The 26,672-nt window shown below is 32.1% G+C and carries 19 protein-coding genes; 14 read left to right on the top strand and 5 right to left on the bottom strand.

Annotated elements, in window-relative coordinates; translation table 11 throughout:
• Positions 1–8: 8 nt before the first annotated feature.
• From lpxA to ACTG3Y_RS02025, 4 genes are read right to left on the bottom strand one after another with little or no spacing between them, the layout of a single operon-like run.
• Entirely contained in the window at positions 9–794 is a 786-nt protein-coding gene (lpxA, locus tag ACTG3Y_RS02040) for an acyl-ACP--UDP-N-acetylglucosamine O-acyltransferase (protein WP_439151256.1), read from the bottom strand.
• 2 nt (positions 795–796) lie between these two features.
• Positions 797–2,203, bottom strand: a complete 1,407-nt coding sequence (locus tag ACTG3Y_RS02035) for a bifunctional UDP-3-O-[3-hydroxymyristoyl] N-acetylglucosamine deacetylase/3-hydroxyacyl-ACP dehydratase (protein WP_439151255.1) — start codon at positions 2,201–2,203, stop codon at positions 797–799.
• Positions 2,190–3,218 carry a UDP-3-O-(3-hydroxymyristoyl)glucosamine N-acyltransferase gene (gene lpxD, locus ACTG3Y_RS02030; RefSeq protein WP_439151254.1) on the bottom strand — a complete coding sequence of 343 codons (1,029 nt, stop codon included), beginning with the start codon at positions 3,216–3,218 and terminating at the stop codon, positions 2,190–2,192. The genes ACTG3Y_RS02035 and lpxD overlap by 14 nt, the downstream gene beginning before the upstream one ends.
• A gap of 51 nt (positions 3,219–3,269) precedes the next feature.
• The gene (locus ACTG3Y_RS02025) at positions 3,270–4,499 is read right to left on the bottom strand and encodes an HD domain-containing protein (protein WP_439151303.1); all 1,230 of its coding nucleotides are present in this window, start codon (positions 4,497–4,499) and stop codon (positions 3,270–3,272) included.
• 41 nt (positions 4,500–4,540) lie between these two features.
• On the opposite strand from ACTG3Y_RS02025, the gene ACTG3Y_RS02020 reads away from it, so the two are divergent.
• From ACTG3Y_RS02020 to ACTG3Y_RS01995, 6 genes are all read left to right on the top strand, one after another.
• A complete protein-coding gene (locus ACTG3Y_RS02020; protein WP_439151253.1) occupies positions 4,541–6,088 on the top strand; it encodes a PglZ domain-containing protein in 1,548 nt (515 codons plus the stop codon).
• Between the two features lie 97 nt (positions 6,089–6,185).
• On the top strand, positions 6,186–6,650 hold the full coding sequence (gene tsaE, locus ACTG3Y_RS02015; protein WP_439151252.1) for a tRNA (adenosine(37)-N6)-threonylcarbamoyltransferase complex ATPase subunit type 1 TsaE: 465 nt from the start codon (positions 6,186–6,188) through the stop codon (positions 6,648–6,650).
• Positions 6,651–6,913: 263 nt separating this feature from the next.
• Positions 6,914–7,438: a hypothetical protein gene (locus ACTG3Y_RS02010; RefSeq protein ID WP_439151251.1), complete on the top strand. Its 525-nt coding sequence runs from the start codon at positions 6,914–6,916 to the stop codon at positions 7,436–7,438.
• 219 nt (positions 7,439–7,657) lie between these two features.
• A complete protein-coding gene (locus tag ACTG3Y_RS02005) occupies positions 7,658–9,037 on the top strand; it encodes a nucleotide sugar dehydrogenase (RefSeq protein WP_439151250.1) in 1,380 nt (459 codons plus the stop codon).
• A gap of 203 nt (positions 9,038–9,240) precedes the next feature.
• A complete protein-coding gene (locus ACTG3Y_RS02000) occupies positions 9,241–10,440 on the top strand; it encodes an alanine dehydrogenase (RefSeq protein WP_439151249.1) in 1,200 nt (399 codons plus the stop codon).
• A 77-nt stretch (positions 10,441–10,517) separates the two neighbouring features.
• Positions 10,518–10,895 carry a hypothetical protein gene (locus ACTG3Y_RS01995; protein WP_439151248.1) on the top strand — a complete coding sequence of 126 codons (378 nt, stop codon included), beginning with the start codon at positions 10,518–10,520 and terminating at the stop codon, positions 10,893–10,895.
• Here the strand turns inward: ACTG3Y_RS01995 and ACTG3Y_RS01990 are convergent.
• Complete coding sequence (locus ACTG3Y_RS01990; protein ID WP_439151247.1) at positions 10,892–14,827, bottom strand: T9SS type A sorting domain-containing protein; 3,936 nt, start codon at positions 14,825–14,827, stop codon at positions 10,892–10,894. The genes ACTG3Y_RS01995 and ACTG3Y_RS01990 overlap by 4 nt on opposite strands.
• A 413-nt stretch (positions 14,828–15,240) precedes the next feature.
• Between ACTG3Y_RS01990 and ACTG3Y_RS01985 the strand changes: the two genes are divergently transcribed.
• From ACTG3Y_RS01985 to asnB (ACTG3Y_RS01950), 8 genes are read left to right on the top strand one after another with little or no spacing between them, the layout of a single operon-like run.
• Positions 15,241–16,332 (top strand): glycosyltransferase family 4 protein, encoded by a 1,092-nt coding sequence (locus ACTG3Y_RS01985; RefSeq protein WP_439151246.1) that lies wholly within the window; start codon positions 15,241–15,243, stop codon positions 16,330–16,332.
• Positions 16,319–17,698 (top strand): murein biosynthesis integral membrane protein MurJ, encoded by a 1,380-nt coding sequence (gene murJ / locus ACTG3Y_RS01980; protein ID WP_439151302.1) that lies wholly within the window; start codon positions 16,319–16,321, stop codon positions 17,696–17,698. The genes ACTG3Y_RS01985 and murJ overlap by 14 nt, the downstream gene beginning before the upstream one ends.
• 6 nt (positions 17,699–17,704) lie before the next feature.
• Positions 17,705–18,829 (top strand): O-antigen ligase family protein, encoded by a 1,125-nt coding sequence (locus ACTG3Y_RS01975; protein WP_439151245.1) that lies wholly within the window; start codon positions 17,705–17,707, stop codon positions 18,827–18,829.
• Positions 18,830–18,835: 6 nt separating this feature from the next.
• Positions 18,836–20,686, top strand: coding sequence for an asparagine synthase (glutamine-hydrolyzing) (gene asnB / locus ACTG3Y_RS01970; protein ID WP_439151244.1), 1,851 nt, complete (start codon positions 18,836–18,838; stop codon positions 20,684–20,686).
• Positions 20,687–20,690: 4 nt separating this feature from the next.
• On the top strand, positions 20,691–22,541 hold the full coding sequence (asnB, locus tag ACTG3Y_RS01965; RefSeq protein ID WP_439151243.1) for an asparagine synthase (glutamine-hydrolyzing): 1,851 nt from the start codon (positions 20,691–20,693) through the stop codon (positions 22,539–22,541).
• Positions 22,528–23,607, top strand: coding sequence for a glycosyltransferase (locus ACTG3Y_RS01960; RefSeq protein ID WP_439151242.1), 1,080 nt, complete (start codon positions 22,528–22,530; stop codon positions 23,605–23,607). The genes asnB (ACTG3Y_RS01965) and ACTG3Y_RS01960 overlap by 14 nt, the downstream gene beginning before the upstream one ends.
• A 5-nt stretch (positions 23,608–23,612) precedes the next feature.
• Entirely contained in the window at positions 23,613–24,764 is a 1,152-nt protein-coding gene (locus ACTG3Y_RS01955; RefSeq protein WP_439151241.1) for a glycosyltransferase, read from the top strand.
• Between the two features lie 4 nt (positions 24,765–24,768).
• Positions 24,769–26,670, top strand: coding sequence for an asparagine synthase (glutamine-hydrolyzing) (asnB, locus tag ACTG3Y_RS01950; protein ID WP_439151240.1), 1,902 nt, complete (start codon positions 24,769–24,771; stop codon positions 26,668–26,670).
• Positions 26,671–26,672: the final 2 nt, after the last annotated feature.

The following is a 26,672-nucleotide window of genomic DNA, read 5'->3' as shown; positions in this document are numbered from 1 at the left end:
TCTTATTATTAATTTGATTTGAAGTAGCCTTTCATAATTCCTCTGTGAGAATTCTTTATAAATTGAAGAATTTCATCTCTCTCAGGAGTGGCTTCCATTTCGGCTTCTATTATTTCTGAAGCTTGCGTATTATTATAGTTTTTTTGATATAAAATTCTGAATATATCCTGTATCTCTCTAATTTTATCTGTAGTAAATCCTCTTCTTCTTAATCCTACTGAATTAATTCCTACATAAGACAGAGGCTCTCTTGCTGCCTTAACAAAAGGAGGAACATCTTTTCTTACTAATGATCCACCAGTTACAAAAGCATGATTTCCTATTGAGCAAAATTGATGTACTGCAGTCATTCCAGCTAATACAACGTAATCACCAACTGTAATATGACCCGCTAATGTACTGTTGTTGGAAAAAATACAATTATCGCCCACAACACAGTCGTGCGCAATATGACAATAAGCCATAATTAAACAGTTATTTCCAATAACCGTTTTCATTTTATCTGTCGTTCCTCTATTTATAGTAACACATTCTCTTATGGTTACATTATCACCAATTTCTACAGTAGTGTCTTCATCATTGTACTTTAAATCTTGTGGCACAGCGGATATTACAGCACCAGGGAAAATATTACAATTTTTTCCAATACGTGCACCTTCCATTATGGTAACATTACTACCAATCCAAGTCCCTTCGCCTATTTTTACATTATTATGTATAGTAGTAAATGGTTCTATAACTACATTTTTAGCAATTTTTGCTCCTGGATGTACGTATGCTAAAGGTTGATTCATTTTTATTTAACTTTTGAGATTTGTGCCATTAATTCGGCTTCTGCACATAATTTACCATTGGCATAGGCATAACCTTGCATATGACATATACCACGTCTAATTGGCGTGATTAAAGAACACTTAAATATTAATGTATCTCCAGGCACTACTTTCTGTTTAAATTTTACATTATCCATTTTCATAAAGAATGTAAGATAATTTTCAGGATCTGGAACAGTACTTAATACTAATACACCTCCAGTTTGGGCCATAGCCTCTATAATAAGCACACCAGGCATAACGGGTTGTCCAGGAAAATGTCCTTTGAAGAACTCTTCATTCATAGTCACATTTTTCATGCCTATTACATGATTGTCAGTAAGCTCAAAAACTTTGTCTAACAATAAAAATGGCTGTCTGTGCGGTAACATATTCATAATTTGATTGACATCCATCAATGGTTGAGCATTCAAATCAATTTGTGGTACATTATTTCGTCTTTCGTTCTTTATAATTTTAGACATCTTTTTTGCAAATTGTGTATTTACAAAATGTCCAGGTTTATTTGCTATAACCTTACCTCGTATGCGTGTTCCAATTAAAGCTAAATCACCAATAACATCTAATAATTTATGTCTTGCTGCTTCGTTTGGATGATGCAACGTAAGGTTATCTAAAATACCATTTGGCTTTACTGCGATATTGTCTTTATTAAATGCTTCTCTTAGCCTATCCATAGTTTCAGGAGAGAGTTCTTTGTCTACATAAACAATTGCATTATTGAGATCTCCACCTTTTATCAAACCATTTTCAAGAAGCATTTCAATTTCATGTAAAAAACTGAAGGTTCTGGCGTTAGAAATTTCGGTTTTAAACTCTGATACAGCATTCATTGTAGCGTTTTGTGTACCTAATACTTTAGTACCAAAATCTACCATTGTGGTGACCTGATAAGAGTTAGAAGGCATTAAAATAATTTCACTACCAGAAGCTTCATCTGCATAAGACACTACATCTTTGACAATATACTCTTCCCTTAAAGCATCTTGTTCAACAATGTTTGCTTTCTCTAACGCTTCTACAAAGAATTTTGATGACCCGTCCATTATTGGAGGTTCTGATGCATTTAGCTCTATGATTACATTATCTAAATCTAAACCAACCAATGCTGCTAAAACATGCTCACAGGTTTGTATTGTAACTCCATTCTTTTCAAGACATGTACCTCTTTGAGTATTAGTCACATAATTAGCATCAGCTTCTATTTTTGGACTACCTTCTAAATCGATACGTTCAAAAATAAAACCTGTGTTTTCTATACCTGGTTTAAAGACTAATTTTACATCTGCTCCTGTATGAAGTCCCACACCTTTAAGTGTTACTTCTTTTTCAATGGTCTTTTGATTCGTTTCCGTTTTAATTATAGCCATCTACTTTCTTTTCAATTTCATTTATATTTTTAACAATCTTAGGTAAATTTTTAAAATAAACATAAGATTTGTTATAATCTCCATAAGTTAATGCGGGCGATCCTTGTAACACTTCATTGTCCTTAACATGTCTACCAATTCCAGATTGTGCTTGTATCTTTACATTGTTTCCAATTGTAATATGTCCAACTATAACTACTTGCCCGCCGATTTGACAATTCTCACCAATCTTCGTAGAACCTGCAACTCCGGTTTGTGCGGCAATTACTGTATTTTTACCTATTTCTACGTTGTGTGCTATTTGTATTTGATTATCTAGCTTTACTCCTCTTCTAATTACAGTAGATCCAAGTGTCGCCCTATCTATAGTTGTTCCAGCTCCAATGTCTACATGATCTTCAATAATCACATTTCCAATCTGTGGTACTTTAGAGTACTCTCCTTTTTCATTTGGTGCGAAGCCAAAGCCATCTGCTCCAATGATTGCACCAGAATTAATAACACAGTTATTTCCAATAATACAATCTGAATATATTTTTCCACCGGAAAAAACAATAGTATTATCACCTAATGTGACATTATCACCTATGTAAGAATTAGGAAATATCTTTACATTATCTCCTAATTTTACATTATCACCAATATATGTAAAAGCGCCGATATAACAATTTTCACCAACTTTTGCTGAACCTGATATAAAACTGGGCTCTTCAATACCAGTCTTATTCATCTTAATCTGATTATAGTATTCTAATAATTTTGTAAAAGCACCATAGGCATCTTCTACCTTTATTAAAGTAGTATTTAGATCTTGTTCTGGCTCAAAGTCTTTATTTACAATAGTAATAGAGGCTTGTGTTGTATAGATGTAGGATTTATATTTTGGATTAGCTAGAAAAGTTAATGAACCTTGAGTTCCTTCTTCAATTTTCGCCAACTTAGAAACTTCAATATTTGGGTCACCAACTATAGTGCCTTCTAAAATACCTGCTATTTGTTCTGCTGTGAATTTCAATGAATAGTTTTTATAGTGACTGTTGGTTTCCGCAAAAATAGAAAAAATGTATCACATTTTGTTTTTAGGATAACACATATAATATTTAGTTACAGGTTTACTCAGTGCTTTTAGGTTTAATTGATTTGATGCTTTTACAATATCTTTGATCTTACCAGATTTTAAGAGGATATTAATATTTTGTCTTTTTGCTTGATATGCCTGATTAGTTATTTCTCCCTGAAATACAAAATAATCTGCTTCTACTTTAGAGATATCATAGGTATTTATAAGTGCATTTCTATGTGCTATTAATTCTGAATTTTTAATTGGCTTATTTTTAATTTTAATTTTCAATAAATCTCTGTTAATTATCATTTCGCAAAGATTACTTAATACAAAATCATCAGCATGTTGCCACTCTTTCATAGCAGAAACTATGTCATAATCATCTAATTTTGAAAATACTGAAAGTGTCTGTTTATCAAAACTAGAAGCATTGACCTCATTCCTAAGGAAATAACTTAACGCATCGCTACATCTTAGATTTAGACCAAGACTTACAAGTTCTTTTGCTCGTTTTAAGACTCTGGTAACCAATTGTTCAGCGACTAATCCTGTTTTATGTAGGTAAACCTGCCAATACATAAATCTGCGTGCTACTAAAAACTTTTCTACACTATATATGCCTTTTTCTTCTATAACTAATTCATCATTAACGGCATTTAACATGGTGATGAGTCGTTCGCTATTAATATTACCTTCCGCCACACCTGTGTAGAAACTATCGCGCTTTAGATAGTCTGCTCTATCCATATCTATTTGACTAGAAATAAGCTGACACATAAACTTTCGTGGGTATTCACCTTTAAATATTGATATGGCTAACGTTAAACTTCCGTTAAACTCTTCATTTAATTCTTCCATGAAACGAAGTGAAATCTCTTCGTGAGAAACATCATTTACAATACTATGTTCCATTGCATGCGAAAAAGGACCATGACCAATATCATGCAATAAAATTGCGATTAATAAGCCATTTTCTTCATCATGCGCAATGCTAACTCCTTTAAAACGAAGCACATTGATAGCTTGCTGCATTAAATACATACTACCTAATGCATGGTGAAATCTTGTATGATGAGCACCAGGATAGACTAAATAAGACAAGCCCATTTGACTAATACGACGCAATCTTTGAAAATATTTGTGCTGAATAAGGTCAAAAATCAAAGAATTTGGAATTGTAATAAATCCGTAAATTGGATCGTTAAATATTTTGAGCTTATTTTTAGTAGACAAAATCTTAAATTTCATTAATTAGAAAACAAATATACACCAACATGATAAATATTCTTTGGGTCGACGATGAAATCGATTTATTAAAACCACATATAATTTTTTTAGAGCAAAAACAATACAACGTTACTACTTGCCAAAGTGGTACAGAAGCTTTAGAGATTATTGACGACACTAATTTTGATATTGTATTTTTAGATGAAAATATGCCAGGACTTACTGGTCTTGAAACTTTAAATGAGATAAAGGAGCGTCGTGCCAATCTTCCAGTGGTAATGATAACCAAGAGTGAAGAAGAATATATAATGGAGGAAGCCATTGGTAGTAAAATTGCAGACTATTTAATTAAGCCCGTTAATCCTAATCAGATTTTACTGAGTTTAAAGAAAAATTTAGATCATTCGCGCTTAATATCAGAAAAAACAACGTCAAATTACCAACAAGAATTTAGAAAAATAGCCATGGATTTATCTATGGTAAATACTTATGAAGAATGGGTTGAACTCTACCATAAACTCATTTATTGGGAACTGCAATTAGAAAGCATTGAAGATGTTGGCATGACAGATATACTTGAGTCTCAAAAAACTGAAGCAAACCTTCAATTTGGTAAGTTTATAGAAAAAAATTATGAGGATTGGTTTCAACCCAATACTAATGCACCAATATTATCGCATAATCTTTTTAAAGAAAAAGTTGTACCCGAGTTAAGTGATAAGCAACCCACTCTCTTAGTCGTTATTGACAATTTGCGTTATGACCAATGGAAAGCGTTTGAGCCGATTGTAAATAATTACTATAAAAAGGCTTCTGAGTTATCCTTTTATAGCATTTTACCAACAGCCACACAATATGCCCGAAATGCAATTTTTTCTGGCTTAATGCCTGCTGACATGGAACAGCTTTTTCCACAATACTGGAAAAATGATACAGACGAAGGAGGCAAAAACCTTCATGAAAACGACTTTCTAAGAGAACAATTAAAAAGATTAGGATTAAATCATATCAGATATGAATATCACAAAATCACCAATCTTAAATCTGGAAAAAAATTGGTTGATAATTTCAGATCGCTAAAAGATAATGACCTCAACGTCATCGTATATAATTTTGTGGATATGCTGTCGCACTCTAAAACCGAAATGGAAGTTGTTAAAGAATTAGCCTCTAACGATAAAGCTTACCGATCTCTGACCGTGAGTTGGTTTAAAAATTCACCATTGTTAGAAATGATACAATTAGCACAACAACTTGGTTTCAAATTAATTCTAACAACTGACCATGGTACGATAAATGTTAATTCCCCTTCAAAAGTAATTGGAGACAGAGATACAAGTCTAAATCTACGTTATAAGACAGGTCGCAGTTTAACTTATCAAGATAAAGATGTGATGGCAGTGAAAAATCCAAAATCAGTGCATTTACCAGCTCTAACGATGAGTAGTTCATTTATTTTTGCAAAAGGCGATATGTTTTTAGCATATCCAAACAATTACAATCACTACGTAAGTTATTACCGAAACACCTATCAGCATGGTGGTGTTTCGTTGGAAGAAATGATAATTCCGTTTGTGGTTTTGGATCCTAAATAATTCCGTAATATGCACATTAATCCGATGAAATACACTTTTCCCTAGGATTTTCAAGTTTTTATCATTAACATTGTATCCATTTTATAATGAAAATGTATTGAAAACTATTGAGTTTACATACCATTTAGAGTCTATTGATAGTGCTGCTGCTCAGGTCTTAACATACTTAGACGAGAGAGTCATTTTGTTTAATGGAAACATGGGTGCTGGTAAAACAACTTTTATCAATGCGCTTTTGAAAGCAATGAAAAGCGAGGATACAGCCAGTAGCCCTACATTTTCAATCGTTAATGAGTATGACACACCTGAAAATAAGGTCTATCATTTTGATTTTTATAGAATAGAAACTATTGAAGAAGCCTATAATTTTGGTATTGAAGACTATTTTAATACTGATGCGTGGTTATTTATTGAATGGCCAGAGCGTGTAGAAGACTTATTGCCAGAAAATCACCAAATTATTACTATTACTGATTTAAACAATAATAAAAGATCCCTCAAACTAACTATAAACACTAATCATTTAACCGAAAATAAAGCTATGACAGAAACAAAATTTTAAGCAAAATTTTGACAATATTCTATCCGGATACTAGTGCAATTACGGGAAAACCGTAACTGCAACCTCAAAATTTATTGGATTTTAACATTAATTCATTTTAGCAGAAGGTACACAGTCTATACTTTTGTAGTAATTAATTAATTAAATCCCTTAAATTATGAAAGCTAAAAAACTAGTACTAGCGATCGCTATCTTCGGAGGAATGTTATTTACTGCACAAGCAACTAACATTATTGACTTAGATGGACAGACTACGACAAAGATTGAAAAGAAAAAATTTAAAAAGCCGAGAAGTTTATAAAAAAAGCTTTGCGCAAGGTACTATAATTGCTATAATTTTAGCAAGTGTACCATTTTTATTTTCATTACATGAAAGTATTCCAGCTGAACAAAAAGTCTGGGATACTTTTTTGTTTACATATGACAGTAAAGTGTGGGAAGATGCTAATTTGGTAATGTGGATTCTTTCAGGTAAAGCTATTCCTCTGTTACTATTACTAATTTGGTTTTTCACTTGTCGCCATTGGTGGTATCATGCGCTGATAGTGCCAATTATAATGTTTTCGTATCAAATTTTTGGTTTGTTTAATGAAGATCAAAAATTTTTTGATCAAAATCAAATTATTTTTTTGCTACCCATTATGGCAATAATTATTCCATCAATATATTTGATTAGAGCTAGAGCTTTCAACAAAATTAATGATGCTGATAAAAGCATGGAGGAACTCGAAGAAGAATTTATGATCAAACCAAAAACGTTTTGGGGTAAAGTAAAGCAGTATTTTTAATTACATATCATTAAAGTAATTTTTGGGATTTTAGTAAATACAATTAACAAAATAAATTGTCCATTTTTCTATTTTTTTATTTAGTAATTCTTTTATAAATAATCTTACATTTACTTTTTTTTAAAGACACAAGAATGTCATATCTTTCGCGCAAATTTTTATGGGGTAAAAAGTAATTACACTCAAGATATTATATAAAAATTAATAAACAATAATACTATGAATATAAACAATATATGTTGTATTGGAGCTGGTTATGTAGGTGGACCAACAATGGCTGTTATAGCAAAAATGAATCCAGATATTAATGTAACTATAGTAGATATTAATACCGACCGAATTGCGGCATGGAATGACAAGGACCTTTCTAAACTTCCTATTTACGAACCAGGATTAGCAGAAATTGTAGAAGAAACCAGAGGAAAAAATCTATTTTTCTCGACAGAAATCGATAAATCTATTGATGCGTCAGAAATGATTTTCATTTCAGTAAACACACCGACTAAAACATACGGTAAAGGTAAAGGAATGGCTGCAGATTTAAAATTTGTAGAACTATGCGCAAGAAATATTGCAGAAGTTGCAACCACGGATAAAATTGTAGTAGAAAAGTCAACACTACCTGTTAGAACAGCGCAAGCAATTAAAAGTATTTTAGTTAATACTGGGAGTGATGTAAATTTTCAAATTTTATCGAATCCTGAATTTTTAGCTGAAGGTACTGCTGTACAAGATTTACTTAATCCAGATAGAGTTTTAATAGGAGGTGAATCTGATGATGCCATAGAGAGCTTAGCAAAGATATATGCCAGTTGGGTTCCACAAGAAAAAATTTTAAGAACCAATGTCTGGTCGTCTGAATTATCAAAATTAACTGCTAATGCCTTCTTAGCCCAAAGAATTTCTTCAATTAATGCAATTTCAGAATTATGCGAGCATACTGAAGCTAGTGTTAGTGAAGTTGCTAGAGCGATTGGTATGGATTCAAGAATAGGACCAAAGTTTTTAAATGCCTCAATTGGTTTTGGAGGTTCTTGTTTTCAAAAAGATATTTTAAACCTTGTATACATTGCACGCAGTTATAATTTAAATGCGGTAGCAGATTATTGGGAACAAGTTATTATTCTCAATGACCATCAAAAAAGAAGGTTTTCAGACAAACTAATAAGTACACTTTACAATACTGTTTCTGGCAAAAAAATAGGAATGCTAGGCTGGGCTTTTAAAAAAGATACTAATGACACTAGGGAATCTGCAGCTATTTATGTTGCTGACCATTTACTGAGTGAACAAGCTAATATAGCAGTCTACGACCCTAAAGTATCAAAATCTAAAATGCAATCAGATTTAAATTATTTAAATACAAGATCCAAAGAAGAAAATGAAGCCTTAGTAAAAACTTATGATGAGCCATATAAGGCATTACAAGATGCTCATGCAGTAGCTATTATGACAGAGTGGGACGAATTTAAAACCTATGATTGGAAGCAAATTTTTGATTCCATGAAAAAACCTGCATTTATTTTTGATGGTAGAAATATTCTTGACAAGAATGACATGACTAAAATCGGTTTTGAATATTCGTCTATTGGGCATTAATCATATTGAAGATAAAAAATATTCGATAGGATTCTAGCTAAATTTAGTGTTTGGTGTTAGAAGTATGACTACTGAAAATAAGCTATACAAGTCGTTTTATTATTCTGTCAAAAATTCTTTGTGATTTGTTGTTTGAAAAATTGTAGAAATAAGATTGCTATTTATTATCTTGTACCTACATCAATATCAATTATCTAACTTAAATGAGTAAATCTTTATCGCCATTTACCAGAGCTCAATTATTACCACAAGAAGAAACGCTTGAAATTTTAAAACAAAAAGGTGAACTTTTTATCGGTATTCCTAAGGAAACTCATTTTCAGGAGAAAAGGGTCTGTTTAACACCAGATGCTGTATCTGCATTAACGGCTAATGGACATCGTGTATTACTAGAATCTGGTGCTGGTGAAGGCGCTAATTTTAAAGATAGAGTGTATAGTGAGGCTGGTGCAGAGGTTACAAAAGATACTGCCAAAGTGTACTCCTGCCCTATGATTTTAAAAGTTGAACCACCTTCTTTAGATGAAATTTCGCTAATAAATCCTCAAACTATATTAATTTCTGCTCTACAGATTAAAACACAAAGCAAATCGTATTTTGAAGCTTTAGCGAAAAAACGCATCACTGCCTTGGCTTTTGAGTATATAAAGGATGATGATGGCGCATATCCAGCTGTAAGATCATTAAGTGAAATAGCAGGAACTTCCGCTATACTTATTGCTTCAGAGCTCTTATCTAATGTTAATGGTGGTAATGGCTTAATGATGGGTAATATCAACGGTGTCCCACCTACTGAGGTTTTAATTTTAGGTGCTGGTACTGTCGGAGAATTTGCCGCCAGATCAGCTATTGGGTTAGGTGCCAATGTTAAAGTATTTGATAGTAGTATAACCAAACTACGATGTCTTCAAAGTAATTTAGGAAGAAATATATATACCTCTACTATGCAGCCCAAAAACTTATTAAAGGCGCTTAAACGATGTGATGTTGCTATTGGAGCTGTGAGAGGAACCAACCGTGCTCCTATTGTGGTTACAGAAACTATGGTTGAGCATATGAAAGCCGGATCCGTAGTTATTGATGTAAGTATAGATATGGGTGGCTGTTTTGAAACTAGCGAAGTAACCACGCACGATCATCCAACCTTTGAGCGCAATGGAGTAATACATTATTGTGTTCCAAATATTCCTGCGCGATATTCCAGAACGGCTTCTGTATCCATTAGTAATATTTTCACTCCTTATTTGTTAGAAATTGGTGAAAATGGTGGTATAGAAAATGCGCTTCGATTTGATAGAGGATTAAAAAATGGGTTGTATTTTTACCATGGCATTCTCACTAACAAATCTGTAGCCGAATGGTTCAATTTAGATTATAGTGATGCTAACTTGTTAATTTTCTAGAACTGGACTTATTCAGCATCTGCGTTAACATAATTGTTTAACTATTTAATAGAAACCTCTTTTAGCAGGAATTACTTATGAAATTTGTACAACGATTAGGCTATTACCTTGGTGGCTTTGCTATAGGCCTTGTAATATTAATGTTTTTTCTAAACGGAAAAGATGCATCTTGCGACTACAGCCCTAATGCAAGAACTGTTAAAAATATTAGCTCTAAAACTATAGCTTATTCTCAAGAGACAATTGATTTTGTAAATAAGCAACAATTAGATTCTACCACTATTATTAATCTAATAAAATATGGAAGTGTAGATTTCGCTAAGAGCAATACCAAATTAGATTCATGCAAAGTTTATCATATAGATAACAGCTATAAAGATCAAGAAATGATACTCATTGTTAAAAACTGTGACTCTATCGCTACTATAACTCAAATTGATTACAGACGTAATTAATTGACTATTAATTTTTTAGTGACATCTCTACCTCCATCTACTAGTTTTACAAAATAAATCCCTGAATTTAGTGATCTAACATCTATTTGTGTTGTAGTCGACAAGTTGATATTGTCATTAGAAATTTCAGCTTGATAAATTAACTTTCCTGTGAAATCATATAAATAAATGTCTGATACAATCAAAGTACCTGATAATTTTACATTTATATAATCGGTAGCAGGATTAGGGTAGACATCAAAAGAAAAGTCTAATGGTTGTTCTGATTCTATAGGCTCTTGATCACAATCTAAATCTACCTCCACTCTTACTGAAGCTTCATCAAAATCTACAGCATTAAAAACAGTAACTGTGTAATCAGTAGTTTGGTTCGGTGAAACTTCAATTGTTGGAGTGATTTCTCCTGTACTCCATAAGTATTCATCCCCTCCAGTTGCTGTTAAGGTCGTAACCTCGTTTAAACAAATAAATTTATCTTCACCTGCATCTGCAACAACTGGTTGAAAAACATTTACTGATATTTCCTTTTCATCGTAACAATCATTAATATACCCTTTTACAGAGTACGTGGTAGATTGAGATGGACTAACAGCAATATTAGGCTGTGTTGCACCATTATTCCATTCATAAGAATTAGCTCCAGTGGCTGATAATGTTATGAAATCACCATTTAAAATATCTACACTATCACCATTAACTATAACAACATTTGGATATGGGTCTACATATACAGTCACATCATCCGTATCTTGCTGTATACCAGAAGTCACAGTAACTGAGTATGTTGTTGTAGACATTGGACTCACATTTACACTTTGTGTTGTTTCACCTGTACTCCATAAATAACTATCACCTTGGTTTGCGGTTAAAGTAACTTCATAATCGTAGTTGTCGCAAACCCGCTCATCTGTACCTGCTGAAGCTTGAAATTGCCCTATAACTGTTACAGTAACTTCTGCTGTATCAGAACAAGAATTAGTTGTACCTTCAACCGAATATGTTGTGGTTTCTGAAGGGCTAACTAGAATTGAAGCAGATGTCTCACCGTTACTCCATATATATGATGTGGCACCATTTGCTGCTAATTCTATACTATCTCCTTCAATAATTTCTATATTTTCACTTACAGTTACAACTGGTATTTCATTAACAGTTACTGTAACGCTATCGGAGTCAGAATTGCCAAAAGCATCAGTTGCCGTTACCGTATAAATTGTTGTAACGGATGGATTTACTTCAATAATAGAATCTATTTCTCCTGTATTCCATATATAATTAACACCACCTGAAGCGTTTAATGTAACTGTTTCTCCAAAACAAATGGTTACGTCCTCACCAGCATTTGCATTTAATTCAGGAATTACAGTTACTACAACCTGAACTGTATTTTCACATCCATTATTAAAACCAGTTACGGTGTATGTAGTTGTATCTGAAGGACTCACTTCTATAAAACTTGCTGTTTCACCTGTACTCCAGAGATATGTTGTTGCTCCTTGTACAGTTAAGGTTGTTGAATCACCTGCCATAATAGTAACATCTTCACTAACAACGAGCTCTGGAATTTCATTTACAAAAACTGTAACATCATCTGTATCTGTATTACCAAAGCCATCATCTATGGTTACTGTATATGTTGTTGTTGTGCTTGGGCTAACAGAGATACTAGCTGTCGTTTCTCCTGTATTCCATAAGAAACTATCTGATCCACTCGCATTTAAAATAGCTTCCTCACCTTCGCATATTGTTTGGTCATTTCCTGCGCTCGCAATGAGCGCTGTATCAAAAAAACTTATCGAAAAGGAATTTATTGCTACAATTTCACCCAAAGCATCATCATCGCTGTAATAAGTTACGGTGAAATTATAGGTTCCTGTTGATATTTCATAAGGTAAAAAGTCATTTCCAAAACTATCAGCTAATGCAGTATAAAAAGCTGTATTGTCTATTCGGCTACCATTTTCATTTGAGTTTCCTTCTTTAGACCAGTCCACTTTAACACTTTCCACGTCTGCACTGGAATCTCCATTCTTTGGGATAGATCTTATATTCAATTGGTTTCCAACTACCGCTAAATCAAAACTATCACCATTGTTTATTGTATTGACAAGTGCATCAGAGTCTGCATTGTACAACTCGTATGTTCCAAAGAGCTGATTATTAACAGTGACATTTACATCGGCTGAAAAGTTATTATTATCTGTAGTAAAAGTAACTGTAGTATTTCCATCAGTTAAAGCACTAATTACTCCATTATCATTTACACTGGCAAGTCCTGGAGATTCACTAGACCATTGCCCTGTAGTGTTTGTTGCGTTAGATGGTGAAACTGTAGCACTTACTTGTGCAAATTCACCAATATTTAAGTCTAAGTTGTTTGGTGTTACTGAAACACCTGTAACGTTAACCATTTCATTAGACTCTGCAGCATCCACTGAATTGATATAAAGTTCAAAATAAGTGTATCCTTCTGCGTTGGCAATATCAGAATAAACAGCGTCATTAGGCATATTAGCATTAGCCCAAGCTTCCGGTATACCATCGCCATTGGTATCATCATTTCTAACCGCTATTGGTGTAGTACTGAATGTTTCCCAAAAATCTCTGATATATTGCGTGTGCTCATCGTAAAAATTACCTTGATTATAGTAAACTTTAATATCATTTTTTATGTTATTAATCGCAATTAAATCTACAGCATCAATATCTTCAACAACATCACCATTTTCATCTAGTCTTGCATTAGCTCCAACTTCATCTGGTAGTTGTTGCTTAATTTCAGCTGATGTTCTAATCTCAAATTCCTCACCCAAAAGAGGAAACATTATGTCTGCCTGTAAATCGCTAGGAAGTCCTTCTTCAGCTAGTTGACCTTGGTAACCTGACACTGCAGGAGCATCAAACCTCCAATGCCAAAATTGCCAATTATCAGCATTTGGATCAGTTATCGTTTGTTCAAGTATATTTCCTGCTGTATAAATTGAAGGAGGTGTTACTACTGTACCTTCACTTCCGTTATTCCACCGATATAACATTCCTTTTCTACCTAAGGCATAAGATGGCCCATCTGCGGGATTATCTAATTCACCATAGATAGATGCATAGTAATTATTAATATGATTCATTTGTATTTCACCTTGAACCTCACAAAGTCGTGCAACATAATTCCAGGAAATATTATTAATATTATCATGTCTTCCGCTTACTGAAGCATTAGGAAACCTATGCGATGTATTATAAAACACATTTCGATTAAAACTGACGGTAGATGCATGAGAAATATTGTCACTACTCCCAACTATATTACCAGTTTTACACATAACATATAGATTATTTTGAATAGTGAAATTATCGTTTAAATTAGTTGTATCAAGTCCTTCGTCTGAACCTGCAGCAAAAGAACAGTGATCAACAATAAAATTAGTCGCACTATTAAGAATAAGGTTGTCATGATTTAACGATACAAATTCTTGTCTAAATCTCATATAGCGCCAAATAACATTGTCTAAGTTATTTATTAGAATCTTTGGACTTGTTGACCATTGACCATCCGCAGTACCTGTACCTCCAATAGTAATTCCTCCTTCTGGTGCTGTTTGTCCGGCAATTGTAACATTAACAAGGTTGTTTATGCTTAACAATCCATTTAAGATTATTGTTCCACTAACATCAAACACAATATTACCACCACCATTGGCTTCACAATTTAATAATGCTTGTCTGAATGTTCCAGGACCTGAATCTTGAAGATTGGTCACTTTATAAACCGGGTATCCTCTTCCTCCAGATACATAGGCACCTGCACCAGTAGCAGTTGGAAATGCTAGTTGAGCATGAAGTGGATTGTTAGTTAATAATGTTAGAAAAAGTGTTAATACGAAGCAGGGTATTACACTACAAATGTAATTTGTTACAGAGTTTGGGGCTTTCATAATTTTCGCAATTTTTCTTGCAACTAATGGCAATCTAAAAAATTATATTTCAAATACAGGTCAAAACGCTATATTTTTCGACGAAATGTAATTTTTTGTAAGATTTTATTTATTTAATTAAATTTTAACGATCATTTTAGGTTATATACGGACCAATTAATGCCTTTGGATGCTTTTTAAAAAAGTTTAACATTCTAAAATAAAATACTACAAACCTTAACTAAAAACATTGAATCAAACAGTTCCAACGAATAGTTATAGGATATTACCTTAAAACCTCATAAATTACAGTTCTTTGTCGTTTAACCATTATCTATTGAATTTCATCCAAAATTTGATATGATAGTATAATTTGTAGGGTATAAAAATTAAATTAGCCGACAGTTATTCAATTAATTGCCTCAAATCTTATTTTGAAAACTAAAAATATAGCCTTTGTATTACCTAGTCTAAGCTCAGGAGGCGCAGAACGCGTTACTGTGAACTTAGCTAATGGCTTATGCCATATTCATAATGTGTATGTCATTACATTAGCTCAAGGAGATTCATTTTACAATTTAGACAAAAAGATTACGCAAATAAATTGTTCTGAAGCTTCGATTATTAGTAAAAACATATGGGCTGCAATTAAAAACAACTATTCTCTTTATTCCAATCTTTCCAAGATACTTAAAGTAAATGCTATCGATCTAGTTATTGGTTTTACGATTACTGCTAATGTTTTATCTGTATTATCTAGTAAACGATTAAAAATAAAATCTATAATTAGCGAAAGGTCTAATCCAAATGTATACATACCAAATATACTTTGGCGAAATTTAAGAAAGTTAACTTATAAATATGCTGATTGGCTTGTGGTACAGACCGAGCAAAATAAGCTCAACTTTAATAGTGTTATTCCTCCTGAACAAATTACCATTTTACCTAACCCTATTGCACAAAGTTTAGTTGATAAAAAGAAAGCAATTGTTAATAGAGAAAACATAATTCTAACAGTTGGAAGGCTGGACGCTAATAAAGCTCAACATATTTTGATTAAAGCTTTTGCAAAATTAAATACAAACGATTGGAAAGTCGTAATTGTTGGTGATGGCGAAGAGCGAAAAAATCTTGAGAATCTGGTTTACAACTTAAATCTCAAAAATAAAGTAATTTTTGAAGGCAAAAGAAAAAATGTATTTGACTATTATAACAAGGCTAGCATATTTAGCTTTACGTCAAGGTCAGAAGGATTTCCTAATGTCTTGATAGAAGCTATGTATTTTGGTTTAGCATGCGTCTCTACAGATTGTCCTTATGGTCCATCAGAAATAATTGAGGATAATAAAAATGGTTTGTTAATAGGTATAGATAATGTGAATAAGATGACCGAAAAACTTCAAATACTAATAGACAATCAAACCTTTAGACAAGAAATTGGAAATCACGCTCACGAATCAGCCACTAAGTACATTCCAATACATGTTATTGAAAGTTGGAACAAGCTAATACATAAAACACTTTAAAAAATTAACTATTAAATTTTCAGTAAAACATATCACCAATTCTGTTTTAAAGAATGCTACAATACGAAATATTGCTATTGTTGGTATATTAACTGTTGTTGTTAAAGGAATAGGCTTTTTTAAGGAAATTGTAGTTGCTGAAAATTTCGGATTATCTGAACTATTAGATACGTTTTTTATCGCAGGCCTTATTCCTGGTTTTATAAGTAGTGTATTTATGGGTGCATTAACAAGCATCTTTATACCTAACTACGTAAAAGAACGAAAAACAACTAAAGAGATACACTCATTTCAAAGTACAGTATTTTTAATTACTGCTTTTATTACAATTCTATTTGTGATTATAGCAGTCTTATTTACGGATACTTATGTTCAAACATTCTTTTCCGGACATACGGAACGGTATTATGAGCTCATAAATATTCAATTTTATTATTTAGCTCCATGTATTGTACTTTGGGGTTTTACATCTGTCCTCAATGGGTTGTTAACTATTTATGATGATTTTAAATCATCTTCAATTAGTGATGCATTTATTCCACTAGGGATTCTTACTTGCTTATTTTTCTTTAAGGAGGAACTTGGTGAAACAGTTTTAGCAGTTGGTACACTAGCGGGCAGTATTGTAAGTTTCTTAATTGCACTCTTTTTTGTGCTTAACAAGAATATCTTAAAAATTGGCAAACCTAATTTTCATTCGGTGAATATTATTGAAATGCTAAAACAATTTCCTTCTAAAATAACTGCTGGATTGTTAATTGGTGTAAACCCAATTGTTGATCAGTATTTCTCTGCACAACTCGTCATAGGTTCTATAGCAGCATTAAACTATGGTATAAAAGTACCTGCAATTATAATAACGGTATTTACCATTGCAATAGGTAATGTTTTACTGCCATATTTCTCAAATTTTGCTGCAGAAGACAAAAAACTAGTTTATGATAAACTTATACAAACTTTAAAATATATTATAGTTATAAGTATTTTAATTGTAATAGTATTAGTCTTAATTAGTACTCCAGTTATTAGTATACTTTTTGAAAGAGATTCTTTTACATCTGCAGACACTGTAATTGTTTCTAGAATTCAGCAAATGTATTTATTACAAATACCATTTTACATATGTTCAATAGTAATGGTAAGATACTTAACGGCAATAAATAAGAATAATTTTATGGTGTTTACCTCCCTGTTGAGTTTAATTCTCAATATTGTATTTAATTATATTCTTATAGAAACGCTTGGTGTATATGGTCTAGCACTTGCAACATCAATAGTTTACCTCTTTAATTGTTTAACATTATATGTTTATATTCGGCAGATTAATAAAACTCCGATAAAAATAGGTAATCAAAATGGTATATAATTTATAATGAAAGTACTGAGATACATAACATTAATAATCATCCTACTCAATATTCCAGGGTTCTTTCTCTTGATATTTGGAGCTGGTATGGGTAGTTTATTTAGTTATGTGAGTTTTGTACTATTATTAACTTATTATGGTTTAGAGAAAAAAAATAATCCTCCATGGATATTTTTAGTCTTTGCTATATTATTTTTCGTTTTGTCTGGTATTAATTATTCACCAGATAGTTTCTTTTATTTTGATTTTATAAAGTATATCGTACTTATTGTTTGCGGTAGTGAACTGGCTAGACATACCAGTTTAACAGAACTATTCGTTGTACTTTTTATAGGTGCATTAAGCATTCTAATAAACGCCGTATTCTTTCCAAATAATTTTGGTCGTTATAGTGGTTTGTTTTTTAACCCTAATGCGGCTGGTTTTATATGTATAATGGCATGTGCATTAACTTATTCATTCAAGAATGAGACAATCCGCCTCATTTTACTTTTAAGTGTTACCCTATGTGGTGTATTAACGTTCTCCCGAACATTCTTTGTTTTATGGGTATTAATGAATATTATTTCAATATTCCAAAATCCTAAAAATGGAAAGGCTTTGTTTTTAGGTCTAGGTATGTTGTTTGTGTTTGTAGGTTTAAGCTCTGCATTAAAACTAAATACTGAACGGTTAGAACTATTGACTGGTTTATTAGATTACAAATTAGATAAAGAAACAGCATCTGATGATAATAGAACAGAAACCTGGGAAATGTACTATGATGACATTTTAGATGCACCTTTAATAGGAAAAGGTTATAAATATTTTAGTGGGCAAACAAACGAAATAAAATACACCATTGGTGTACATAATACCTACCTTAGAATTATTGGTGAGGCAGGCATAATTCCTTTCTTGCTTTTTATTGGTATTTATGCCTACATATTTTTTAAATCATTGACCCTTTTTAAGTCAAAAATATACCTCATGTTACTTACAATTTGTATATCGGGTTTATTATTGACATTACACAATTTTATAGAGCAAACCTATGTAATGTTAATTACACTATGGGTATATCATAATCTTAAATTAGATAAAAAGAAAGAAGACGACAACCCTAAATTTTTAAAACCTATTAATATATAAGAACACATGTGTGGAATCTACGGAACTACATTAAAATATAACGAGCAAGAGGTTAAGGATAAACTTACTCGTACTGCTTTTAGAGGTCCAGATCAAATGGGTTGGGATTTTTATAAGTCAGACCACTACTCTATTGTTTTTGGCCATAACAGATTATCAATTATAGATTTAGATTCTAGATCCAATCAACCATTCTCATATCACAATTCGGTTGAGATAGTTTTTAATGGCGAAATTTATAATTTCCAAGATATAAAAACAGAATTGTCTCAAAAAGGCTATAAATTTCATACAACGAGTGATACAGAAGTTATTTGTGCAGCATATTTAGAATATGGTGAAGACTGTGTAAATCATTTAAATGGAATGTTCGCTTTTGTAATTTTCGATAAAACAAAAGAACAGTTTTTTGGTGCTAGAGATCGTTTAGGACAAAAGCCTTTTTATTATTACCATAATGGTAAAGATTTTGAATTTGCAAGCCAAATATCATCAATACAATTACACCATTCTAATTTATCTATATCAAATGAGGCAATTTCATATTATCTAACGTGGGGAGCAATACCAGAACCATTTTCGATATTTAATGAAATTAAAAAATTAGAACCAGGAAAGTCATTTACGTTTAACCTTAATACTGGTAAATTTAAATCAAAAACCTACTGGAACATTGACTATACTGGCAAAAACCAATATAAAGGCTCTTATAACGATGCCAAAGATGAGCTAGAAGAATTATTAACCGATGCTGTAAAACTTAGATTATTTGCAGATGTACCTGTTGGTGTATTTTTATCTGGTGGTGTAGATTCTTCTGCTATTACGGCTATGGCAACACTAACATCATCTGCTAAGGTTAAAACCTTTTCAGTAAAATTTGACGAAAAAGGATTTGATGAAAGCATTTACGCTCAACAAGTTGCAGATCATTTAAAAACAGATCATAATGTCATTGAATGCAATTATAATGAAGGCATTGATTTAATAGAGAATTTCTCTCAATATTATGATGAGCCATTTGCAGATTCTTCTGCTATTCCGTCCATGTTACTTTCTAAATATACTAAAAAGCAAGTTACAGTAGCACTTTCTGGTGATGCAGGTGATGAGAGTTTTATAGGCTACGGTAGATATCAATGGGCAAAAAGCAGAAGTAATTTATTTAAAGCACCATTAGTTTTAAGAAAAATGGCTGCAAGTGCATTTGATCTCAGTTCAAATTATCGTGCTAATGTCATTGCAAAAGGGCTAAGAATAAAAGATGTTAGTTCAGCTTATTTAGCGGCATTAAATGGCGTTGATCAGTCCTGGTTAGATACAGATAGAGATTATAATTTGGTTGAAGAAATGAAATATTTAGAGCACAACCATAAAAATCTTTTTGAACGTATTAGCGATTTTGATATTAAGACTTATCTAAACTGGGATATAAACACCAAAGTGGACAGAGCTTCAATGGCTTTTTCACTAGAAGTTCGTGCCCCTTTAATGGATTATCGTATTGTAGATTTTGCACGCTCACTTCCAACATCGTTTAAATATAAAGGTAATAATCAAAAACGCATCTTAAAAGATGTACTGTATAAACATGTACCAGAACACATTTTTGACCGGCCTAAAGCCGGATTTACAATGCCTTTTGAATATTGGTTTAGACACGATTTAAAAGATTATGTTTTGTCTGAATTAAGCGATAAGGGTTTACAAAAAATCCCATGTATTAATGTAGATGAAGTTAAGTTTAGAATTAAACAACACATGGACGGTAGTTGGAATCGTTATCCATTGATATGGAAACTTTTAGTGCTTAAACAATGGCTTAATGTTAATGGCAAAGGTTTACAAATAAAATAATACTATGTGCGGAATTTACGGAAGTACAGTTCAATATAATGAGTCGCAAGTTAAAAACAAACTTGCTCGTACTGCTTTTAGAGGTCCTGACCAAATGGGTTGGGAGTTTTATAAAACGGACAACTACTCCATAATATTTGGCCATAACAGGTTATCTATTATAGATTTAGATGCAAGATCAAATCAACCATTTTCTTACTTAGAAAATATTGAAATTGTTTTTAATGGCGAGATCTATAATTTTCAAGAAATTAAAGACACACTTCATAAAAAAGGATACGCGTTCCATACCACAAGTGATACAGAAGTAATCTGCGCGGCGTACCTAGAATATGGTGAAGACTGCGTAAATCATTTTAATGGCATGTTTGCCTTTGTGATTTTCGATAAGAAAAACAATACATTTTTTGGTGCGAGAGATCGATTAGGACAAAAGCCTTTTTACTATTATCATAACGGCAAAGACTTCGAATTTGCAAGTCAGATATCTTCAATTCAGCTATATAATGAAAATTTAAGCATTTCAAAAAAATCAATAGATGCCTATCTCACCTGGGAGACTATACCAGATCCATTATCAATATTTAATGAGGTTAAAAAGTTACTGCCAGGAAATTCACTTGTGTTTGATTTAAACACAGGACAGCTAGAAACTAAGGTTTATTGGGACATTGATCATGAAGGGAAAAACAAATTCACTGGAAGTTATGACGAAGCGCAAGAAGAATTATCTACAACCCTAACAGATGCCGTTAAACTAAGGCTTTTTGCAGATGTACCTGTTGGTGTGTTTTTATCTGGAGGAATAGATTCTTCCTTAATTGCTGCATTGGCAACAACAACATCAGCTGCTAAAGTGAAAACATTTTCAGTAAAATTCAACGATAAAGGATTTGATGAAAGTATATATGCGCAGCAAGTCGCAAATCATTTAAAAACTGATCATAACGTTATAGAATGTAATTATAATGAAGGGATTGACTTAATTGAAAATTTTAGTCATTACTATGATGAACCATTTGCAGACTCTTCAGCTATTCCGTCAATGTTACTAGCTAAACATACAAGAAAGCAGGTTACAGTAGCTTTATCTGGTGATGCAGGTGATGAAAGTTTTATAGGATACCATAGATACAATTGGATAAAAAAAGGATCTAAAATTCTTCAGATTCCATACGGAATTAGATTAGTAATTTCTAAATTGATGTCAATTGCACCACATTACAGACTTAAAATTATTTCAGAAATAATGAAGTCAAAAAATATTGGTCAGGCCTATATTGATGCTATTACAGGGCATGATTTATCATGGATTAGTTCAGGTTCAGATTTTAAAAATACAGAGGAATTAAAATATTTAATCCACAATAATAAAAACTTGCTTGAACGCGTCTCAGATTATGATATTAAAACCTATTTAAATTGGGACATCAATACTAAAGTAGATCGAGCAACTATGGCATATTCATTAGAAGCACGTGCTCCTCTTATGGATTATCGTGTTGTAGAACTAGCAAGAGCGTTCCCTACTGAATTTAAATATTACAAGGGAAATCAGAAACGAATTTTAAAGGATGTTTTATACAAACACGTACCTAAAGCGATTTTCGATAGACCAAAAGCAGGTTTTACTATGCCATTTGAAAAATGGTTTAGAGAAGATCTAAAAGAGTTTGTCTTATCAGAATTAAATGAAAATGGATTACAACAAATACCAGGTATTGACGTAAAAAATGTACAAGGAAAAATTGATCAGCATCTAAAAGGTACTTGGAATCATTATCCATTAATCTGGAAACTACTTGTGCTTAAACAATGGTTAAATAAAAACAGCGAAGGGCATGCCATCAGATAAAGTAAATATAACTTTTGCACTTCCAAATTTATTACCTGGTGGTGCTGAACGTGTCATATCATTTATTGCTCAAAATATTGATAGTGATACCTTTAATTCAACATTATTAATTGTTGGTCATAGAAGTGATGCTTCTTATGATATCAGTGATATTAATATCGTTTATTTAGAGCAACCTAGGGTATTAAATGGCATTTTGCCGTTATATAAATATATTAAAAGAGAAAAACCAGATATTGTAGTTAGTGCCATTGGTCATCTCAACACCGTAACAGCATACATGTCTCTATTTTTTCCAAAAATTAAATTTGTAGCGCGCGAAGTTAATGTACTAAGTGTTCTAGAAACATTTGACCAACCAAATAAGTTAAACCCAATTCATTTTTTAGGAGATAAACGATTCAATTTTTTCGATAAAGTTATTTGTCAATCTCAGGATATGCTAGATGATTTAAAAAAGTCGTATTCAATAAAAGAAGAAAAGCTCGCTTTAATAAATAATCCGGTTACCAATAATTTTAAAGTAAAAGAAAATACACCTGTCAACAAACCTATACGGTTTATTACTGTTGCCCGATTTGATAAAGAAAAAGGCCATCCGCGAATTTTAAAAGCGTTGTCGCAACTAGACTTTCCCTTTCATTATACTATTATTGGAAAAGGTGCTCAGGAAAAAATTATTTTTGACTTAATACAAGACTATGGTTTAACAGATAAAATCACCCATATACCATTTACAAAAGAAGTGCCGAGACTGTTAGCAGAGAGTGATTTATACCTACAAGGTTCTTATGTTGAAGGCTTCCCAAATGCAGTAATAGAGAGTTGTATGGTTGGTACTCCTGTTTTAGCCATTAATGCACCAGGTGGTATTAATGAAATTATATATGAAGGTGTGAATGGACATATTGTAAAAGATGAAGCTGCATTTTTAGAAAGCTTAAAAAAAATAAATGAAGACTATAACTTTAAAGCTAAAGATGTTAGCGAAACTATCAGCAGTCGTTACAGTTCTCAGATAATTTTAAAAAAGTATAAAGACCTATTTTTAAGTCTTGTTAATTAGTAATAATGGATAAGAAAAACTTAAGTATACTCTCACTTAACATGGCTTTTGGCGGTGCACAACGTGTTATAAGTATCTTCTTACCACATTTGGTTAAAGACTATAATGTGTCCTTAGTGCTATTCAAAGAGCTTATAGATTTCGAAATTCCAGATGGTGTACATGTTGAGATTTTATTTCCAGAAAATAATCTAAAAAACACCTTTTTTACAAAAATTAAAGAGACACTGCAAGCCTCTAAAAAATACAACATGTTTGTTAGAGAAAACAATATTGATATTTCGATGGCATTCTTGGCTTTACCCAATATAGTTAATGGAATTGTTGGCAAGAAAAATAAAGAATTAAGAACGGTTATAAGCGAAAGGTGCTTTCCGTCATTAATGTATAAAGCAAACAAATCATCTCAGTTTATAGCTAATTTTGTTATACCAAAATATTATAATCAGAATGATGCTTTATTTTCAAACTCAATAAATATCAATGAGGATTTAAAACAGAATTTTAAAGTAGAAATACCGATGTCAGTTATCTATAATCCTATAGGTATTGATGAGAATAAAAGAATTTTGCCAGAATCAATAGAAGAGAAACCAATACTAAACTTTATTAGTGTTGGAAGTATATACCAGGCTAAAAATCAAAAAATGATTGTAAGTGCCATGTCTCATTTAAAAAAAGTGAACTATCATTATACTCAAGCTGGTGCTGGTGTCTTAGAAAATGATTTAAAATCATATACTAATAATCTCGGACTTAATGAACAAACTACATTTTTAGGTAATGTTACTAATGTAAAAGACTATTTATTAAAAAATGATTGTTTTGTGTTGTCCTCTAATACGGAAGGGTTTCCAAATGTAGTTTTAGAAGCATTGGCCTCTGGCTTACCTGTAATATCTACAAATTGCAAAACAGGTCCATTAGAATTATTAAATGGTAACGAACCTGTTGAGATTAAAGATGGAGATTTTGTAAAATGTAAATATGGCTTGATGGTCAATGTAGATGATGACATAGGATTGGCTAAAGCATTAGAATACTTTAAAGACAATACTGAAGCGAGACAACACTACAGTGAGGTTGGTTTTGAAAGAGCAAAACAGAACGACATACCAAATATTTATGTTCAAGTTAAACATCTATTAAACGGCTAATTGAATGTGCGGAATTAACGGAATAATAAGTAATACTAAAAAAGACGTAGGACAACTACGTGAAGATTTGGCTAAAATGAATCAGCTAATTTTTCATCGTGGTCCAGATGAAGACGGCTTCTATACAGCTACTTCAGAATCTTCTTCCGTGGCAATGGCTATGCGTCGATTATCTATTATAGATTTGAGTACAGGTAAACAACCGATGTATACGGATGATAACCAAATAGGTATTGTTTTTAATGGAGAGATTTATAACTACAGAATATTAAAAGCTAAGCTTCAAGAGGACGGTGTAACATTTAAAACCACTAGCGACACTGAAGTTATTTTAAAATTATATGAGCAAAAAGGAGTCGATGCCTTTAAATATCTCGATGGCATGTTTGCCTTTAGTATTCATGATAAAAACAAAAATAAGGTTTTTATAGCTCGTGATTTTTTTGGCGAAAAGCCATTATATTACACTAAAACTAAAACAGATTTTGTTTATGGATCTGAGTTAAAATCTCTTGTAAATTACCTTCCTAACAAACCAGATATTAGTAAAGAAGGCTTAAATTTATACTTTAGGTTAACATACATACCTGCGCCATATTCAATATATCAAGATATTCTTAAGCTACCATGTAACCATTTTATTGATTTCGATTTAAGTTCAGATTCATTTTCAATTCACGAAATTGAAAAACAACAACCAATCGTAAAACAAGACATTTCATTTGAAGATGCTAAAAAGCAAGTTCGAGATGAGGTGATTAAAAGTGTAGAAAGTAGATCAATTGCAGATGTGTCTTTAGGCACATTTTTATCTGGTGGAGTAGATTCTTCAGTAGTAACACATAGTTTAGCTGAAATTTCTTCAGAAAAAGTCGAAACATTTTCAATAGGTTTTGAAAAGAAAACCTATGATGAAACTGACAAATCGCAAGTAGTAGCTAACCTTATCAATAGTAATCATCACGAGTTTATTGTTAGGGAAGATGATTTTAGAAACGGCATTGATGACATTCTTCTCAATTTTGATGAACCTTTTGCGGATTCTTCTGCATTACCAACTTATTTAGTTTCAAAACATGCCAGTGACTACGTAAAGGTAGCTTTAACAGGGGATGGTGGAGATGAGGTTTTTGGTGGATACAATAAATATTATATGGGTAAACTTAATAATAAGTACACCTCTATCGTACCAAAAGGCATACATAAACAAATACTCAAATTATCTTCAGGATTATTAAATACGAAAGATGATAATCGAGGAAAACGATTTAAACTAAACCGCCTATTAAAAGCATTTAACTACGATGGTAATCAATATTGGAATATTATTTCATTAGCATTTACAGATCAGGAAAAAATGCAACTACTTAAAAGCAATAGACTTATTGAAGACACTTTTGCAGAGTTTAAAACCAGATACAATCAGCATAACCCAAAAAATCTCACAGATTTTAGAATGGTTGATAAGAATGTGAGTTTAGAGGGAGATATGCTTGTAAAAGTAGACAGAACGAGTATGTTGTGCTCGTTAGAATGCAGAGCACCATTTTTAAATAAAGCGATTTGGAATTTAACCAACTCACTACCAGAGGATTATTTGCTAAAAGGTTGGAATAAAAAGTATATTTTAAAAGAAGCGTTTAAGGACAAATTTCCTCCAGGATTTTTAGAAAAGTCTAAGCAAGGTTTTGGTGTCCCAGTTGGTGATTGGATGAGAGCAAGTCTTAAACCAGAACTAGAATCATTTATCAAGCCTAAATTCTTAGAAACCCAAGGAATTTTTAATGAGAACTTCATCAGTAATCTCGTAAAAAATCATATTTCAGGTAAAGAAGATAACAGTTTACGTGTGTGGAGCTTCTATGCATTTCAGAAATGGTATTTAAACACGTATTCAATGCTATAATT

Origin of the sequence: Winogradskyella sp. (assembly GCF_965656915.1) — a bacterium.
GTDB lineage: Bacteria > Bacteroidota > Bacteroidia > Flavobacteriales > Flavobacteriaceae > Winogradskyella.
Note: the sequence above shows the minus strand (reverse complement) of the source record. Positions and strands in the feature narration are given on the sequence as shown.

Bases quoted from the DNA above. Each gene is read 5' to 3' on its own strand.
- asnB (WP_439151244.1), top strand. From the start codon at position 18,836: ATGTGTGGAATCTACGGAACTACATTAAAATATAACGAGCAAGAGGTT.
- asnB (WP_439151243.1), top strand. From the start codon at position 20,691: ATGTGCGGAATTTACGGAAGTACAGTTCAATATAATGAGTCGCAAGTT.
- ACTG3Y_RS02035 (WP_439151255.1), bottom strand. From the start codon at position 2,203: ATGGCTATAATTAAAACGGAAACGAATCAAAAGACCATTGAAAAAGAA.
- ACTG3Y_RS01975 (WP_439151245.1), top strand. From the start codon at position 17,705: ATGAAAGTACTGAGATACATAACATTAATAATCATCCTACTCAATATT.
- asnB (WP_439151240.1), top strand. From the start codon at position 24,769: ATGTGCGGAATTAACGGAATAATAAGTAATACTAAAAAAGACGTAGGA.
- lpxA (WP_439151256.1), bottom strand. From the start codon at position 794: ATGAATCAACCTTTAGCATACGTACATCCAGGAGCAAAAATTGCTAAA.
- ACTG3Y_RS02005 (WP_439151250.1), top strand. From the start codon at position 7,658: ATGAATATAAACAATATATGTTGTATTGGAGCTGGTTATGTAGGTGGA.
- ACTG3Y_RS01955 (WP_439151241.1), top strand. From the start codon at position 23,613: ATGGATAAGAAAAACTTAAGTATACTCTCACTTAACATGGCTTTTGGC.
- ACTG3Y_RS02000 (WP_439151249.1), top strand. From the start codon at position 9,241: ATGAGTAAATCTTTATCGCCATTTACCAGAGCTCAATTATTACCACAA.
- ACTG3Y_RS02020 (WP_439151253.1), top strand. From the start codon at position 4,541: ATGATAAATATTCTTTGGGTCGACGATGAAATCGATTTATTAAAACCA.
- ACTG3Y_RS01960 (WP_439151242.1), top strand. From the start codon at position 22,528: ATGCCATCAGATAAAGTAAATATAACTTTTGCACTTCCAAATTTATTA.
- ACTG3Y_RS01995 (WP_439151248.1), top strand. From the start codon at position 10,518: ATGAAATTTGTACAACGATTAGGCTATTACCTTGGTGGCTTTGCTATA.
- ACTG3Y_RS01990 (WP_439151247.1), bottom strand. From the start codon at position 14,827: ATGAAAGCCCCAAACTCTGTAACAAATTACATTTGTAGTGTAATACCC.